Raw genomic sequence first — 15,014 nt, forward strand, 5'->3', positions numbered from 1 at the left:
TTCCCCTCGGCCGGAGGAACGTTCCGGCCGTCGTCCGTGGCAAGACACTCGTCGCAAGACGCTCGTGAAGGGACCGGCCCCTGACTGTCCACCACCTCAACGAACTCCTGCTGATCTGCTCCCTCGTACTGCTCGTCGCAGTCGCGGCGGTACGCATCTCTTCGCGCAGCGGGCTGCCGAGCCTGCTCATCTACCTCGGCATCGGGGTAGCCATCGGCCAGGACGGCATCGGCGTCTCCTTCAACGACGTGGGCCTGACCCAGGTGATCGGCTACGCCGCCCTGGTCGTCATCCTCGCCGAGGGCGGTCTCGGCACGAAGTGGCACGAGATCAAACCGGCGCTGCCCGCGGCCGCCGTGCTGTCCACCTTCGGCGTCGCGGTGAGCGTCGGGCTGACCGCCGCGGCCGCGCACTACCTGGCCGGCGTCGACTGGCGGCAGGCCCTGATCATCGGTGCGGTGGTGTCCTCGACGGACGCCGCGGCCGTCTTCTCCGTCCTGCGCAACGTCCCCCTGCCGTCCCGGCTCACCGGCGTCCTGGAGGCCGAGTCCGGCTTCAACGACGCCCCCGTCGTCATCCTCGTCGTCGCCTTCTCGGCGGCCGGCCCCGTCGAGCACTGGTACCTGCTGCTCGGGCAGATCGCCCTGGAGCTGGCGATCGGCGCCGCCGTCGGCATCGCGTTCGGCATGCTCGGCGCGTACGGCCTGCGGCACGTGGCGCTGCCCGCCTCCGGCCTCTATCCCATCGCCGTGATGGCCATCGCCACCGCCGCCTACGCGGGCGGCGCCCTCGCGCACGGGTCCGGCTTCCTCGCCGTCTACCTCGCGGCCCTGATCCTCGGCAACGCCAAGCTGCCGCACTGGCCGGCCACCCGGGGCTTCGCCGAGGGGCTCGGCTGGATCGCCCAGATCGGCATGTTCGTCCTGCTCGGCCTGCTGGTCACCCCGCACGAGCTGGGCGACGACATCATCCCCGCGCTCGTCGTGGGGCTGGTCCTGACCATGGTCGCGCGGCCGGTGTCCGTCTTCCTGAGCACGGCGCCCTTCCGTACCCCCTGGCAGGAGAAGGTCCTGCTGTCCTGGGCCGGGCTGCGCGGCGCCGTACCCATCGTGCTGGCCACCATCCCGATGGTGGCCGGGGTGAAGGACAGCCGCACGATCTTCAACATCGTCTTCGTGCTGGTGATCGTCTACACCCTGGTCCAGGGCCCGACGCTGCCCTGGCTGGCGCGCCGCCTGCGCCTCGGCGAGAACGAGCCGGAGGACCTCGGCATCGAGTCGGCGCCGCTGGAGCGGCTGCGCGGCCACCTGCTGTCCGTCGCCATCCCCGAGGGCTCGCGGATGCACGGCGTGGAGGTCTCCGAGCTGCGGCTGCCGCCCGGCGCCGCGGTCACCCTGGTCGTCCGGGACGGCAAGAGCTTCGTGCCCCAGCCCGCGACCGTCCTGCGCCGCCTCGACGAGCTGCTCGTCGTGGCCACCGACCCGGTGCGCGACGCGACCGAGAAGCGGCTGCGGGCGGTCGGCGAGGGCGGCAAGCTGGCGGGCTGGCTGGGCGCGACGGGCAACCACCGGGAGCCGTCCGCGGACCCCTCTGTGACGAAGGCCATAGGCATATCCAAGGGTCCCCGTATGATAAAGAGGAAGTAATCATTCACTCCCGCTCCCAGCGGGAGGTTTCCCCAGATTCACACCGAACCAACTCTGCCTGATGCAGGGCTGGCGCGACCGCACGGCGGCCGCGGTCGCACGAGGCGGCCGGAAGGCATCTACCACGGTCCTGCGCGAGAGGACAGCTCTCGGCGCGCTCCGTGGCGGCTTGCCGTCCGGTGGCGCGCTACCAGGCGGCGGAAAGGCCTGGGCCGTGGCATCCACGGTCAACGAACGGCCCGGATACGGGCAGCTGCTGCGCACCCCCGGTGCGTGGACGTTCCTGCTGCCGGGCTTCCTGGCCCGGCAGCCGTTCGCAATGCTGACGATCGGCATTCTGCTGCTGGTCAACGACACCACCGGCTCGTACGGCACCGCGGGCACCGTCTCGGCGACGGCGGGCGTGGCCATGGCCCTGTTCGCTCCGCAGAGCGGCAAGCTCGCGGACCGCTTCGGCCAGGCCGCGGTCCTGATCCCCGGCGTCGTCGTGCACGCCGCGGCGATCTCGCTGCTGACGGTGCTCGCGCTGTCGGACGCGCCCCTGTGGGCGCTGCTCGCGGCGGCCGTGCCGGCCGGTGCGTCGACCCCGCAGATCGGCCCGATGGTGCGGGCGCGCTGGGCGAGCAAGCTCGACGGCTCTCCCCTGATGTCGACGGCGGCGGCCTTCGAGTCCGTCACCGACGAGTTCACCTTCGTGATCGGCCCGGTGCTGGCCACGGCGCTGTGCACCGGCGTCCACCCGGCCGCCGGTCTGGTCGCGGAGGCCGTGCTGACCCTGGCCGGCGGTCTGCTGTTCGCCTCGCAGCGGCGCACGCAGCCGCAGCCGAGCCGCACGGCGGCCGGCTCCGCCGAGGCCGGCAAGCGCGTCTCCGCGCTGTCCGTGCCGGGCGTGCGGGTGCTGGCGATCGTCATGCTGGGCATCGGCACCGTCTTCGGCGGCATGCAGGTGTCGATGACCGCCTTCACCAAGGAGATGGGCGACCCGGGCCTGAACGGCCTGATGTACGGCGCCTTCGCGGCCGGAAACATGATCGCGGGCATCGCCTGCGGCGTCATCGCCTGGAAGACGAGCCCGCAGCGCCGCCTGCTGCTGGCCTACCCGCTGCTGGTGCTGGCCACGACCCCGCTGTGGGCCGCGCACCACATGGTCCTGCTGGGTGCCCTGGGCATGGCGGTGGGCCTGTGCATCGCACCCTCGCTGATCACCGGCTACACGCTGGTGGAGAAGCTGGTCCCGGCGGGCGCCCGCACCGAGGCGTTCACCTGGCTGACCGGCGCCGTCGGCCTCGGCCAGGCGGCCGGTGCGACCGTGGGCGGGCAGCTGATCGACAGCCACGGCGCGAGCACCGGATTCCTGGTGCCGCTGGGCGGTACGGCGGTCGCGCTGCTGGTCCTGCTGCTCCTGCGGAAGGCGCTGACCCCGCGCTCGGAGTCGGTCGTCGCGGCACGTGGGGTCGGTCACCGTGAGCCCGTCCCGGTGGACTGACGGACAGGAATACTGCAGTATGGATCGTCGTTAGCACTCAACGAGTGAGAGTGCCAGGAGGAGCAAGTGCCGACTTACCAGTACCAGTGCACCGAGTGCGGCGAGGGCCTCGAGGCGGTGCAGAAGTTCACCGATGACGCCTTGACCGAGTGCCCCGGCTGCCAGGGGCGCCTGAAGAAGGTCTTCTCCGCGGTCGGCATCGTCTTCAAGGGCTCCGGCTTCTACCGGAACGACAGCCGTGGCTCGTCGTCCAGCAGCTCGCCCGCGAAGCCCTCGACGACTTCGACGACCTCGTCGTCCGCCTCGAAGAGCTCGGACACGAAGTCCCCGGCCTCCTCGACGTCCTCGTCGGCCACGGCCTCCACCGGCACGTCGGCGGCCTGACCGGTCGCGTCCGACACATCGGGCCGCCCCGGCCCGGCCGGAGCAGTTCTTCCCGCAGAGCCCTTCACCTCCCTCCGGAGGCGAAGGGCTCTGTGGCATGCCCTGACACGCCGTTAGGGTGACCCCCATGGTCGAAATGCACAGTGCGCGTGCGGATATAGGCGTCATCGGCGGGTCCGGTTTCTACTCCTTCCTGGAGGATGTGACCGAGGTCACGGTCATGACGCCGTACGGGTCGCCGAGCGACTCCGTCTTCGTCGGCGAGCTCGCCGGACGGAAGGTCGCCTTCCTCCCCCGCCACGGCCGCGGCCACCACCTGCCGCCCCACCGCATCAACTACCGGGCCAACCTGTGGGCCCTGCGCTCGCTCGGCGTGCGGCAGGTCCTCGCCCCGTGCGCGGTCGGCGGCCTGCAGCCGCAGTACGGGCCGGGCACGCTGGTCGTCCCCGACCAGCTCGTGGACCGGACGAAGGCGCGCGCACAGAGCTACTTCGACGGCGAGATGCTGCCCGACGGCCGGGTGCCCAACGTCGTCCACACCTCCTTCGCCGACCCCTACTGCCCCACCGGGCGCGCGGTGGCGGTCGCGGTGGCGCGCGGGCACGGCTGGGAGCCGGTGGTGGACGGCGGCACGATGGTCGTCATAGAGGGGCCGCGCTTCTCCACCCGGGCCGAGTCGCGCTGGCACGCCGCCCAGGGCTGGACGGTCGTCGGCATGACCGGGCACCCCGAGGCCGTGCTCGCCCGCGAGCTGGAGCTCTGCTACACCTCGATGGCGCTGGTCACGGACCTCGACGCGGGCGCCGAGACGGGCCAGGGCGTCTCGCACGACGAGGTCATGCGGGTCTTCGGGGAGAACGTGGGACGCCTGCGCGAGGTGCTCTTCGCGGCGGTCACGGCCCTGCCGGAGACCAAGGAGCGCAACTGTCTGTGCGCGGACGTGCACCGGGGCTGGGACCTGGGTATCGAACTGCCTTGATGACGGGGTCACCGGCCGAATATGGAATCCTCTATTCCGGAACATTCAGAGCATCCGGAAGATCCGGAACATCCAGAGCGTCCGGAACATCCCGGGCATTCGGCCGGAGACAGGACGAGAAAGGCTGTGCAGTGACGACGAGCAAGACCGGGGTCCTCGGCGGATTCAAGGCGTTCCTCATGCGGGGCAACGTCATAGACCTCGCCGTCGCCGTCGTCATCGGCGCAGCGTTCACGAACATCGTGAACTCGGTGGTCAAGGGCGTGATCAACCCGGTGGTGGGGGCCTTCGGCACGAAGGACCTCGATCACTACGCGTCCTGCCTGAAGGGCCCCTGCGTCAAGAACGCGGCCGGTGAGGTCACCAAGGGCGTCTTCATCCAGTGGGGCTCGGTGCTCAGCGCGACCCTCACGTTCCTGATCACGGCCGCGGTCGTCTACTTCCTGATGCTGCTGCCGATGAAGCGCTGGCAGGACCGCCAGGCGGCCCGCACGCCGGCGGCCCCGGCCAAGGAGACCGAGCTGGAGCTGCTCAAGCAGATCCGCGACGCGCTCGTGGAGCAGCGCCGCGAGCCGGGCTCGGAGACGGTGCCGGCGCAGAGGTAGCCGCCGGCGGGGCCCGCGTCCTCAGATGTGGTGCGGCGGCTTCTCGTCCAGGAAGCGGGCCAGGTCCGCGGCGGAGCCACCACCGGCCGGCCGCTCGCCCCAGCCGCGGTCGGTGTCGTCCGAGGACTGCTGCGACAGCGGGTCGTCGAAGATCAGGGCGGCGGCTGCGGCGTTGCGCGGCCGCGGCGCGGGCTGCGAAGCGGTTCCGGCGCCGGCCTCGGGGGCGGTCTCGGGGGCGGTGTCACTCATACGCCCAGGGTACGGGGCGGAGCCCGGCACCCCCGTCCGTACCGTTCCCGCGCGCGCACCGCGGCCTGCGCGGTGAGAATCGCCCCATGAGCGAGGACGCGCCCCGCCCCCTGCCGGACGGCGGACCGCCGCCCTCCCGCGTACTGCGCCGGATGACGGGCCGCGGGCGCGACGAGGAGCACCGGGCGGCCACGCCCCTGGAGCTCTTCTTCGACCTGTGCTTCGTCGTGGCGGTGGCCGTCGCGGGGCGGGAGCTCGTGCACGCGCTGGCCGAGGGGCACGCGGCGCACGGCGTGCTCGGCTACCTGATGATGTTCTTCACCATCTGGTGGGCGTGGATGAACTTCACCTGGTTCGCGTCCGCGTACGACACGGACGACGTCCTGTACCGGGTGGTGACGCTGGTCCAGATCGCCGGGGTGCTGATCCTGTCGGCGGGCATCCCGCGGGCGTTCGACGACGGCAACTTCGCGGTGGTGTGGTTCGGCTACCTGGTGATGCGGCTGGCGCTGGTCTCGCAGTGGCTGCGGGCCGCGTTCTCCACGACGGGCGCGGAGCGGCGTACGGCGCTGAAGTACGCGGCCGGGGTGTGCGCGTGCCAGGTGGGCTGGCTGGGGGTGCTGTTCCTGCCCGACCGCGCCAAGCCGTGGGTGTTCCTCGTGATGGCCCTCCTGGAGATGGCGGTCCCGACCCTCGCCGAGATGACGCAGCAGACGGCCTGGCACCCGCACCACATCGCCGAGCGGTACGGGCTGTTCACCATCATCGTGCTGGGCGAGACGGTCTCGGCGGCCACGGTGGCCGTGCAGTCGGCGCTGGAGGAGAGCGAGGCGCTGGACGAGCTGCTGCCGATGGCGGCGGGCGGCCTGCTGCTGATCTTCGCCGCGTTCTGGATCTACTTCGCCGTCCCCATCCACCTGCACCTGGCCTCCAACCGGCAGGCGTTCCTGTGGGGCTACGGGCACTACCTCGTCTTCGGGTCGGCGGCCGCGATCGGCGCGGGCATCGAGGTGGCGATCGAACAGGCCGTCGGCAAGGCGCACATCTCCACGTTCGCGGCGTCGAGCACGGTGACGATCCCCGGGGCGCTGTTCATGTTCTCGGTCTGGCTGGTCCACTCCCGTCACTACAAGCGGGGCCCGGCCCAGCAGTTGGTGCTCCCGGTGTCCGCGCTGGCCGTCCTGGCCTGCACGTTCGCGGGCGGCAACGCGGTGCTGCTGACGGGGGTGGTGGCGTCGGTGACGGTGGTGACGGGGGTCTGGTTGTCCACAAGGAACCCGCCGCTCGCCGAGGCGTGATACGCATGGCTGTATGACGAATGCACCCGCCCCCGGAGCCATGGACGCGCTCACCGACGTCCCCGGCATCCGCGTGGGACACGCGAGCCGCACCGGCCCCGGCGCGCTCACCGGCACCACCGTCATCCTCACCGCGGAAGGCGGCGCCGTGGCCGCCGTGGACGTCCGCGGCGGCGGCCCCGGCACCCGCGAGACCGACGCACTCGACCCGCGCAACCTCGTCCAGCGCGTGGAGGCCGTCGTCCTCACCGGCGGCAGCGCCTTCGGTCTCGACGCCGCGTCCGGCGTGATGGCCTGGCTGGAGGACTCCGGCCGCGGCTTCCGGGTCGGCCCCGACCCCGCGCAGGTCGTCCCCGTCGTCCCCGCCGCCGCCCTCTTCGACCTCGGCCGCGGCGGCGACTGGCGGGCCCGCCCCGACGCCGCGCTGGGCCGGGAGGCCGCCGAGGCCGCCGCCCGCGAGGACGTGGGGGCGCCCGTCGCGCAGGGCAACGTCGGCGCGGGCACGGGCGCGGTGGCCGGCGGCCTCAAGGGCGGGGTCGGCACGGCGAGCACCGTACTGCCCTCGGGGACGACGGTCGCGGCGCTGGCGGTCGTCAACGCCGCGGGCTCGGTGGCCGATCCGGCGACGGGCCTGTTGTACGCGCGGCTGTACGAGGGCGTCGTGGAGGTTCCGGAGAAGGAGCGGCACGAGGCCGCGCAGAGGCGGCTGGCCGCGGCCCGGGAGGAGTCCGCGAAGCGCTCGGCGTCGTCCGTCCGGCCGCCGCTCAACACCACCCTCGTGGTCGTCGCCACCGACGCCGCGCTCACCCGCGCGCAGGCGCAGAAGCTCGCGGGCACGGCACACGACGGCCTGGCACGCGCCATCCGCCCGGTGCACCTGCTCAACGACGGCGACACGGTGTTCGCCCTGGCCACGGGCGACCGCCCCCTGGTGGCCGAGGACGTCTTCGGCGACACGGCCGTCCTGCTGGCGGCCGGCGCGCTCAACGAGATCCTGGCGGCGGGCGCGGACGTCGTGACCCGCGCGGTGGCGAAGGGGGCACTCGCGGCGCAATCGGTGGACGGGCCGGGAGGGGTGTTTCCGTCGTACGGGGAGCTGTACGGGTAGCGGGGCGGGCCTGAGTACTGCCCGCGAGCGGGCTGCCGAAGAGAGCTGCGGCAACGCGCCCCGGCTACCGACGTCGGCTGAGGTCCCGCGCCCGATACGGGTCCGCAGCGGCAACGCGCCCCGATAAGGGGCGCGGGGAACTGCGCGACAAGCCACGTACGACCCGCAGCCGACAGACCGGGGGTGCCCGGCGGAACCGCCGGGAAGGCTCACACCCCGGCCGCGCCCAACAGCGAACCGGCCGCGTAGGTCACCGCCATGGCGAGCGCACCCCCGCCCGCGTTGCGCAACATCGCCCGCCCCGCCGGAGCGTCCCCCATCCGCGCACTCCCCCACCCGCACAGCACGAGCGCCGCGAGCACCGCCACGACCGTGACCGCCAACCGCAGGTGCGCCGGCGGCAGGACGATGGCGAGCAGCGGCAGCAGCGACCCGGCCGTGAAGGCCAGGAAGCTCGCCCCGGCGGCCTGCCAGGGACTGGTGAGCTCGTCGGGGTCGATGCCGAGCTCCACCTCGGCGTGCGCGCGGAGCGCATCGTGCTCGGTGAGCTGCTCGGCGACCTCGCGGGCGAGTTCGCCGGTGAGCCCCTTGTCCTCCAGGAGCTCGGTGAGCTCGTCGAGTTCGGCCTGCGGGGCGGTGGCGAGCTCGCGGCGCTCCAGGGCGAGGGCGGCCTGCTCGGAGTCGCGCTGGGTGCTCACCGAGACGTACTCGCCGGCCGCCATGGACATGGACCCGGCCAGCAGCCCGGCGAGCCCGGCCGTCAGCAGCGTGCCGCGCGCGTCGGTGGCGCCGGCGACGCCGACGACGAGGCCGGCCGTGGAGACGACGCCGTCGTTGGCGCCGAGGACGGCGGCCCGCAGCCGGTTGAGGCGGTTGCCGAGGGCGCCCTCGTGCGGCTCGTGGTGGCTGGTGGGGTCCGCAGGACCGGTGGAACCGGCGGGATCGGTGGGATCGGTGGGGGGCGGCTCATCGCTCACGAGCCGAGGTTCCCACCGATCCCGGTGGTCACCCGGGCAGGCACACCCGGATCTTCGACTGTCCGTGCGGCCGCTTCTCCCAGTCGTCCATGAAGCGGGCCTGCAGCCCGTGCTTCTCGGCGAGGGCGACGAGGGTGCCGGTGCGGTAGTAGAAGTCCTCGCGGAGCACCTGGTGTTCGGCGCCCTCCGTACGGTCGAACGTGAAGTCGAAGAAGCCGCCGGGGGCGAGGATCCGGCCGACGTGGGCCAGGCACTCCTCGATCACCTCGATGGGCGAGTGCGAGAACACGCTGTGCGCGTGGACGATGTCGAAGTGCGCGTCGGGGAGGAAGTCCAGGGTGAGGTTCTGGGTGATGGTGAGGTGCGGCAGCTTCTCCTGGAGCCCGTAGTCGGTCAGGGTCCGCTTGGCGGAGATGAGGATGTCGGGCGAGATGTCGATGCCGTAGTAGTTGCCGGCGTCGAGGTAGTCGATGAAGAGCCGGCCCGCCCGGAGGTTGCCGCAGCCGATGTCGAGCATGCGGTGGCGCGGGGTGAGGCCGTGCTCCTTGAGGTAGTCGAACTGCATCTTCCCGAGGGCGAGCCAGCGGTCGTGGCTCTTGCTGCCGACGGCGGCCTCGGGGCTGCGGGCGGTGTCGGAGGCCATCACCGCGCGGTAGTAGTCGACGTGGTCGGGGTGCTTGAGGCGGAGCCAGCCGTCGCGGGCGGTGCGCTTGAGGTAGGGGGCGATGCGGGCGGGGTGGGTCACCGCGTAACGGACCTTGTGGGAGAGGTTGCTGCGGTTCTTGAGCAGTGCGGTTGCTTTGCGCGAGGACACGGGCGGGACCTCCGTGGTCAGGAGAGGTGGCAGCGGGTTACGGGGCAGGGAGTTACGGGGGCAGCGGGATACGGGGGCAGCGGGTTACGGGAGGGGACGGCGCTTCAGCACGATGCAGACGACCGCTATGAGGGCGGCGGCGAGGCCGAGGAAGATGCCGGTCTCGATCCACTGGAAGGACCAGAAGTCGCTGCTGGGGTAGACCGTGCGGTAGCGGCCGGTGAAGCCCTTCTGGGCCATGCACGTCTTGAGGTCGGGCAGGCCCTCGCCCCAGGGGCAGGCGTCCGCGATCGCGTGTTTGCGGCCCGCGGCGTCGACGAAGCCGAACTCGCCCGTCGACCAGCCGCTGCCGATCTCCCGGCGGGGCGCGTCGCCCTGGCTGAGCCACACCTGCGGCGGGAACCAGTCGGAGCGGAAGCTGTTGAGCGCGAACCGTACGGCCACGACGGCGCCGAGCACGGCGGCCATCGCGGGCAGCGTGCGCCGGATGAGCAGGCCGGCGGCCGTACCGGCGGCGAGGCCGAAGAAGGCGCAGGCCACGGCGGCGGGGCCGGTGGCGTTGAAGATGTAGCCGTCGTGCCAGTAGAGGCCGTCGAGCATGTTGGCGATCGGCGACCACCACCAGGCGACGAGCGCGGCGAGGACGGCCGAGCCGAGCACGGTGCAGAGGGCGGCGAGTGCGAAGCGGGTGGCGAACCAGCGGCGGACGCCGACGCCCTGGGTGAGGGCGAGCTTCCACGTACCGCTCTCCAGCTCGCGGCCGATGAGCGGGGCGCCCCAGAAGATGCCGATGAGGACGGGCACGGCGGTGCTGAGGGAGCCGAGGGTGCGGAGGGGGCCGGTGTTGTCGTCCAGCAGCTTGCGGGCCGCCTCGCCGGTGGCCCCGTCCTGGCAGTCGCCGTCCCAGCCCTTGCAGCCGGCGGTGTCGATGTGGTGGCTGCTGATGAAGTCCGTCATGTCCATGCGCATGACGACCACCCAGGCCGTGACGGCGAGGAGGACGGCGGCGCCGGTCAGTATCAGGGCGCGCTGCTGGCGCCAGGCCAGCCAGAGGGTGCCTTTCATGCGGCGGCCTCGGCAGCGGGTGCGGGGGTGCGGTCGGAACGCAGGTAGGCGAGCAAGAGGTCTTCCAGAGAGGGGCTTTCGGCGATCCACCGGTCGCCGGGGATCGGTCCGGTGTGGCGGAGAAGGGCATGCACCTGCCGCCCGGTGACGGTGGCCTCGACGACGCCGGCGCGGTCGATCGCGGACGGCAGGCCGTCGTCCGTGGACGGGTCGGCGAGCCCGCTGATGCGGACGTGAGCGTCGCACAGCTGCTGGGCGTCGCCGTCCAGCCGTACGGCGCCGTGCTTGAGCAGCAGGACGTGGTCGCAGGCGTTCTCCAGCTCGGAGAGCACGTGGGAGGACATGACGACGGTGATGCCGCGGTCGGCGACCTCCGCCATGACCAGCCCCATGGCCTCGATGCGCACGAGCGGGTCGAGGTCGGCGAGCGGCTCGTCCAGGAGCAGCAGGTCGGGGCGCTTGCCGAAGGCGAGGGCGAGCGCGACGCGGGTGGCCTGGCCCTGGGAGAGGGCGCCGACGCGGGCGTCGAGGGAGATGTTCCCGGCGCGGACGATGCGCTCGGCGGCGGCCCCGTCCCAGTCGCGGTTGAGCTCGCGGCCGAAGCGCAGGGTTTCGTCGACGGTGAAGCGGGGGTAGAGCGGCTTGTCCTGGGCGAGGAAGGCGATGCGGTCGCGGGCGGCCGGGCCGGTCGGCTCGGCGCCGAAGACGCGGAGCTCGCCGGCGGTGGGCCGGAGCAGGCCGGTGGCCAGGTGGAACAGGGTGCTCTTGCCCGCACCGTTGGGGCCGACGAGGGCGGTGATCCGCCCGGCGGGCAGGGCGAAGTCGCAGTCGCGGAGCGCCCAGCCACCGCGGAACCTCCGTCCCAGGCGCGTCGCCCGCAGGGCGGTGGTGGGGTCGTCGGTCACGTTGTCTTCCTCCAGCGTCTGCGTCTTTGCCTGCACGTCTGTCTGCGCGTCTGTCTGCGCGTCTGTCTGCGCATCTGTCTAGTTCTGCGGCGGCCGGGGGGCCGGGATGAAGGGAGGTGGCAGCTCGGGGGGCGGGAAGGACTCGTCGAGGACGGAGGCGGCGAGCGCCGCGACGTCCTCCCGCTCCAGCCCGGCGGCGCGGGCCCGGGCCACCCAGACGACGGCCTCGGCCCGCAGCGGCGAGTCGCCGGCCGAGGCGGCCCGCGACAGGGACCGCCGCACGAACGTGCCCCGGCCGGGCCGCGGCTCGACGAGGCCCTCGCGCTCCAGCTCCCGGTAGGCGCGGAGCACGGTGTTGGGGTTCACGGCGACGGCCTCGACCACTTCCCTGGCCGTCGGCAGCCGGTCCCCCGGCTCCAGGAAACCCAGGCGGAGCGCCTGCCTGACCTGCTGAACGAGCTGCAGGTAGGTGGCCATGCCGCTGCGCCGGTCGATCCGGAACGCGATCATTCGGCACCCTCGTTTCACTAACGTGTTAGTGGAATGATGCGGAGGGGGTGCGGAAGTCGTCAAATCCGAACGGTGCGCGTTCGGGGGATGACGGAGGGCTACGCGAGGCCTACGAGGGGAGGGCCGTGGCCTGCATGACGGCCCGCATGGCGCGCCGGATGCCGTCGGAGCGGCGCCGAATCTCGGCGGAGTCGGGGCGGCAATCGGCGTACGGGGAAGGAAGCCCGCGACAGTCACGACAGAGCCCGCCGGGGAGGGCCTCGGGGCGGCCGGGGGTACGGCAGGTGGTGCACTCGAGAATGCGGAGGGGACGAGGGGTGGGCGGTTCGGGCGCCGATCCCGGATCCGGTTCTGGTTCTGGCTCCGGCTCCCGCTCGGGCGGCATCTTGTCGACAAGCCGCCGCCGGGCGAGCGCCCCGGCACTGTGCACTTCGGGCGGCAGCCCGACGGTGAGGGCCCGCACAACCTCCTCCTCACGGGCGCCCAGATCCAGCCATTGTGAGGCGAGCGCTTCGAGGGCCTGACACTCGGCGGCGGAGAGGGTCATACGGGGTTCGACGCGGCCGAGGGAGGCGAGGAGGAGGTAGGCGCGGGAACGCTGGGAGCGGGCGGGCCGGGGCGCGGGCCGCTCGCCTACGGGCCGAGGCGGCACGCCGCCGACAAGGAGGGCTTCCCACCAGGCATCATCCCTGGCCGTACGGGAGAAATAGGTCCGCGTGACCCAGTGCCAGCTACCGCCGTCACCCTTGATCCGCTCGGTCACCCGCCGCAGATGCCCGGCCTCCGACAGCCGCCGGAGGGCGGTACGACAGGCGGCCTGCCCGTAGTCGGCGAGGTGGGCGGCCAGGGTCTTCGCGTCCATCGCGGCCCCTTCGGGAAGCCGGTCGATGAAGGCGGCGATGGACGCCTCGCGCGGCCGTAAGTGGGCGAAGTCGCCACGACGGCGGGGGGCTTGATCGGGTGCGGTCCGCTTGCCGTAGCCGGGGGCGGCGGCGGGATGCGGGTGCGGGGAGCGCTGGGCAGCGCTAGAGTCGGCGTCAGCCATGGGATCGAGCCTCATCGATCTCGTTGGTCAAACCCCGGCAGGCGTTCCCGCGCCTGACCGGGGTTGTTTGTTGCTGCGAACGCTAGGGCGGGACGACAGGATGTCGCAACCCGATCACGAAAAGTGAACATGCCGTGGTATAGGCGACGTTGGGTGGGAGGGTGGGTTGAACCCACCCCCCATTCCACAGAAAGAGCGCTCGGATTCCGGCCCCCGAAGCCCGGAGCTCAAGCCCGCCGGTATGTGCGATTCGGCGCCCTGGTGTGTTTCTCGATCGGCTCGCTACGGTCGCCCGAGATCCGGCCGCCGATGCCGGCAGACGAGAGGTGATTGCCATGGCTCTCAGGGTTCGACTGATCGGAACGACTTCGGAGGAGGGCAAGTGCCCCACTCTGTACGAGGACCTCGACACCGGAGAGATCATCGTCCAGGGCTACACCGTCACCGATGTCTGCGAGACGAAGCAGTTCGAGAACATCCTCGACGGCGAGTCCTTCGTCCGCGTTCCCCGCGAACTGCTCACCCGCTTCGCCCCCAAGGAGTAGCAAACGTGCCGGAGTACATCGACGACGCCACCTTCGGCGACTACTTCCGCGACTTTCAGTACACCGCCTGGCGGCTGGAAACGCGGCGTGGATACGCCTCCGACCTGGCAAGCGAGCGCTACGCACGGTTCCAGAACGGGGAGCGCCTCGGCATCGAGCCCTCCACCTGGAGCGACAACATCCGAGCCCAGACGCGCCAGGGAAAGCGCATCGAACGCGTCCGCCTGGTCGACAACCCGCCCACCCAGGGGCAGCGCTTCCTCCTCGCAAGCGCCGTCAACAACATCGCCGCAGGTGAAGACATCAGGAACTTGTGGCGGGCAGAGGCCGAGAAGCTGAGCCTGCCCGCCGAGGACTTCTGGTTGTTCGACGCCCGGCGGGCGTTGCTGCTGCACTTCGATGAGGCCGACGAATACCTCGGTTCGGAGTTGATCGAGGATCCGGTGCGCATCGCCCGGTACTGCCAGGTCCGGGATGCGGCCTGGCATCATGCGATCAGGCGCGAGCAGTTCGTCGAACAGGTACGTTCCCATGCGTGAGCACTGACTTCCAGCACGCCCGTGTCGCCCTCGGTGCGCGGCTGCGCGAGCTGCGCACCGAGGCCCGGCTCACCGTCCGGCAGTTGGCGGTCAGATGCGACTGGCCCCACTCGAAGGTCTCGAAACTGGAGAACGGCCGCCAGACGCTGACTTCGGATGACCTGGAAGCCTGGACCCGGGAGACCGGACAGCCCGAAGCCGCCGATGAGCTCAAAGCCCGGCTACGCGGTCTGGAATCCGGCCAAAGAAGCTGGCGCCGACAGCTGGCCGCCGGGCACCGGGCCGTTCAGGAGCTCAATGCCGCGCAGGAGAAGCAGGCGCGGAATGTCCGCCTGTTCGAACCCGCGATCGTTCCAGGTGTCTTCCAAACCCCGGAGTACGCCCGGTGTGTACTTACGGACGTGTCCGAGCGGCACGGCACACCCAAGGACATTGAGGCCGGCGTCCGTGCCCGCATGAAGCGCCAAGAAACGCTGTACCAGCCCGGCCACCTCTTCCAAGCCGTCCTGTGGGAGGCCGCGCTCCACACGTTGCGGTGCTCGCCGTCAGCCATGGTCGCCCAGCTGGACCGGCTGGTCAGCCTGATCGGCATGGAATCCGTGTCTCTCGGCATCATCCCCTTTGGCGTGCGCACCAAGTTCTCCCCGAAGAACGGTTTCTGGATCATGGACGGCAAGCTCGTGGTGGCCGACACCTGGAACGCCGAGATGTGGATCGACTCCCCCGAGGACGTGTCCCTCTACATGCGCACGTGGTCTCTTCTTGAGGAGTCTGCCGTCTACGGGCCTGCTGCACACCGGCTCATCGCCCGGGCCAAAGCCAATCTCGACCTGCGTTGAGCAACCTTGGGAAACGGGAC

17 protein-coding genes are annotated in these 15,014 nt (G+C 71.5%); 10 read left to right on the top strand and 7 right to left on the bottom strand.

The window, feature by feature from the left end:
* Positions 1–80: 80 nt before the first annotated feature.
* From AS857_RS32305 to mscL, 5 genes are all read left to right on the top strand, one after another.
* A complete protein-coding gene (locus tag AS857_RS32305) occupies positions 81–1,646 on the top strand; it encodes a potassium/proton antiporter (protein WP_245700754.1) in 1,566 nt (521 codons plus the stop codon).
* A 214-nt stretch (positions 1,647–1,860) separates the two neighbouring features.
* Positions 1,861–3,132, top strand: coding sequence for an MFS transporter (locus AS857_RS32310; protein WP_058046693.1), 1,272 nt, complete (start codon positions 1,861–1,863; stop codon positions 3,130–3,132).
* Positions 3,133–3,198: 66 nt separating this feature from the next.
* The gene (locus AS857_RS38270) at positions 3,199–3,516 is read left to right on the top strand and encodes an FmdB family zinc ribbon protein (protein ID WP_079110770.1); all 318 of its coding nucleotides are present in this window, start codon (positions 3,199–3,201) and stop codon (positions 3,514–3,516) included.
* Between the two features lie 127 nt (positions 3,517–3,643).
* On the top strand, positions 3,644–4,495 hold the full coding sequence (locus AS857_RS32320; protein WP_058046695.1) for an S-methyl-5'-thioadenosine phosphorylase: 852 nt from the start codon (positions 3,644–3,646) through the stop codon (positions 4,493–4,495).
* Positions 4,496–4,626: 131 nt separating this feature from the next.
* Positions 4,627–5,100, top strand: a complete 474-nt coding sequence (gene mscL / locus AS857_RS32325; protein WP_058046696.1) for a large conductance mechanosensitive channel protein MscL — start codon at positions 4,627–4,629, stop codon at positions 5,098–5,100.
* Between the two features lie 21 nt (positions 5,101–5,121).
* Here the strand turns inward: mscL and AS857_RS32330 are convergent, their stop codons facing one another.
* Positions 5,122–5,349: a hypothetical protein gene (locus AS857_RS32330; protein WP_058046697.1), complete on the bottom strand. Its 228-nt coding sequence runs from the start codon at positions 5,347–5,349 to the stop codon at positions 5,122–5,124.
* A gap of 86 nt (positions 5,350–5,435) precedes the next feature.
* Here AS857_RS32330 and AS857_RS32335 point away from each other — a divergent pair, with 86 nt between their 5' ends.
* Positions 5,436–6,647 (top strand): low temperature requirement protein A, encoded by a 1,212-nt coding sequence (locus AS857_RS32335; protein WP_058046698.1) that lies wholly within the window; start codon positions 5,436–5,438, stop codon positions 6,645–6,647.
* 13 nt (positions 6,648–6,660) lie between these two features.
* Positions 6,661–7,755 (top strand): P1 family peptidase, encoded by a 1,095-nt coding sequence (locus AS857_RS32340; protein ID WP_058046699.1) that lies wholly within the window; start codon positions 6,661–6,663, stop codon positions 7,753–7,755.
* A gap of 209 nt (positions 7,756–7,964) precedes the next feature.
* Here the strand turns inward: AS857_RS32340 and AS857_RS32345 are convergent, their stop codons facing one another.
* The 6 genes from AS857_RS32345 to AS857_RS32370 form a co-directional block, all read right to left on the bottom strand.
* Positions 7,965–8,732: a VIT1/CCC1 transporter family protein gene (locus AS857_RS32345; RefSeq protein ID WP_058046700.1), complete on the bottom strand. Its 768-nt coding sequence runs from the start codon at positions 8,730–8,732 to the stop codon at positions 7,965–7,967.
* A 28-nt stretch (positions 8,733–8,760) separates the two neighbouring features.
* Positions 8,761–9,546, bottom strand: a complete 786-nt coding sequence (locus AS857_RS32350) for a class I SAM-dependent DNA methyltransferase (protein WP_058046701.1) — start codon at positions 9,544–9,546, stop codon at positions 8,761–8,763.
* Positions 9,547–9,630: 84 nt separating this feature from the next.
* On the bottom strand, positions 9,631–10,611 hold the full coding sequence (locus AS857_RS32355; RefSeq protein WP_058046702.1) for an ABC transporter permease subunit: 981 nt from the start codon (positions 10,609–10,611) through the stop codon (positions 9,631–9,633).
* A complete protein-coding gene (locus AS857_RS32360; protein WP_058046703.1) occupies positions 10,608–11,516 on the bottom strand; it encodes an ATP-binding cassette domain-containing protein in 909 nt (302 codons plus the stop codon). Before AS857_RS32360 ends, AS857_RS32355 begins: the two co-directional genes overlap by 4 nt.
* A 78-nt stretch (positions 11,517–11,594) precedes the next feature.
* The gene (locus tag AS857_RS32365) at positions 11,595–12,026 is read right to left on the bottom strand and encodes a GntR family transcriptional regulator (RefSeq protein ID WP_058046704.1); all 432 of its coding nucleotides are present in this window, start codon (positions 12,024–12,026) and stop codon (positions 11,595–11,597) included.
* Positions 12,027–12,135: 109 nt separating this feature from the next.
* Complete coding sequence (locus AS857_RS32370) at positions 12,136–13,071, bottom strand: hypothetical protein (protein WP_058047206.1); 936 nt, start codon at positions 13,069–13,071, stop codon at positions 12,136–12,138.
* 335 nt (positions 13,072–13,406) lie between these two features.
* Between AS857_RS32370 and AS857_RS32375 the strand changes: the two genes are divergently transcribed.
* The 3 genes from AS857_RS32375 to AS857_RS32385 are packed head-to-tail and all read left to right on the top strand — an operon-like array spanning position 13,407 to position 14,994.
* A complete protein-coding gene (locus AS857_RS32375; protein ID WP_058046705.1) occupies positions 13,407–13,616 on the top strand; it encodes a hypothetical protein in 210 nt (69 codons plus the stop codon).
* 5 nt (positions 13,617–13,621) lie between these two features.
* Positions 13,622–14,155 carry a DUF6879 family protein gene (locus AS857_RS32380; protein WP_058046706.1) on the top strand — a complete coding sequence of 178 codons (534 nt, stop codon included), beginning with the start codon at positions 13,622–13,624 and terminating at the stop codon, positions 14,153–14,155.
* On the top strand, positions 14,152–14,994 hold the full coding sequence (locus AS857_RS32385; RefSeq protein WP_058046707.1) for a helix-turn-helix domain-containing protein: 843 nt from the start codon (positions 14,152–14,154) through the stop codon (positions 14,992–14,994). The genes AS857_RS32380 and AS857_RS32385 overlap by 4 nt, the downstream gene beginning before the upstream one ends.
* The last annotated feature ends 20 nt before the right edge of the window (positions 14,995–15,014 follow it).

The organism is Streptomyces roseifaciens, from assembly GCF_001445655.1.
GTDB classification, from domain to species: Bacteria; Actinomycetota; Actinomycetes; order Streptomycetales; family Streptomycetaceae; genus Streptomyces; species Streptomyces aureoversilis.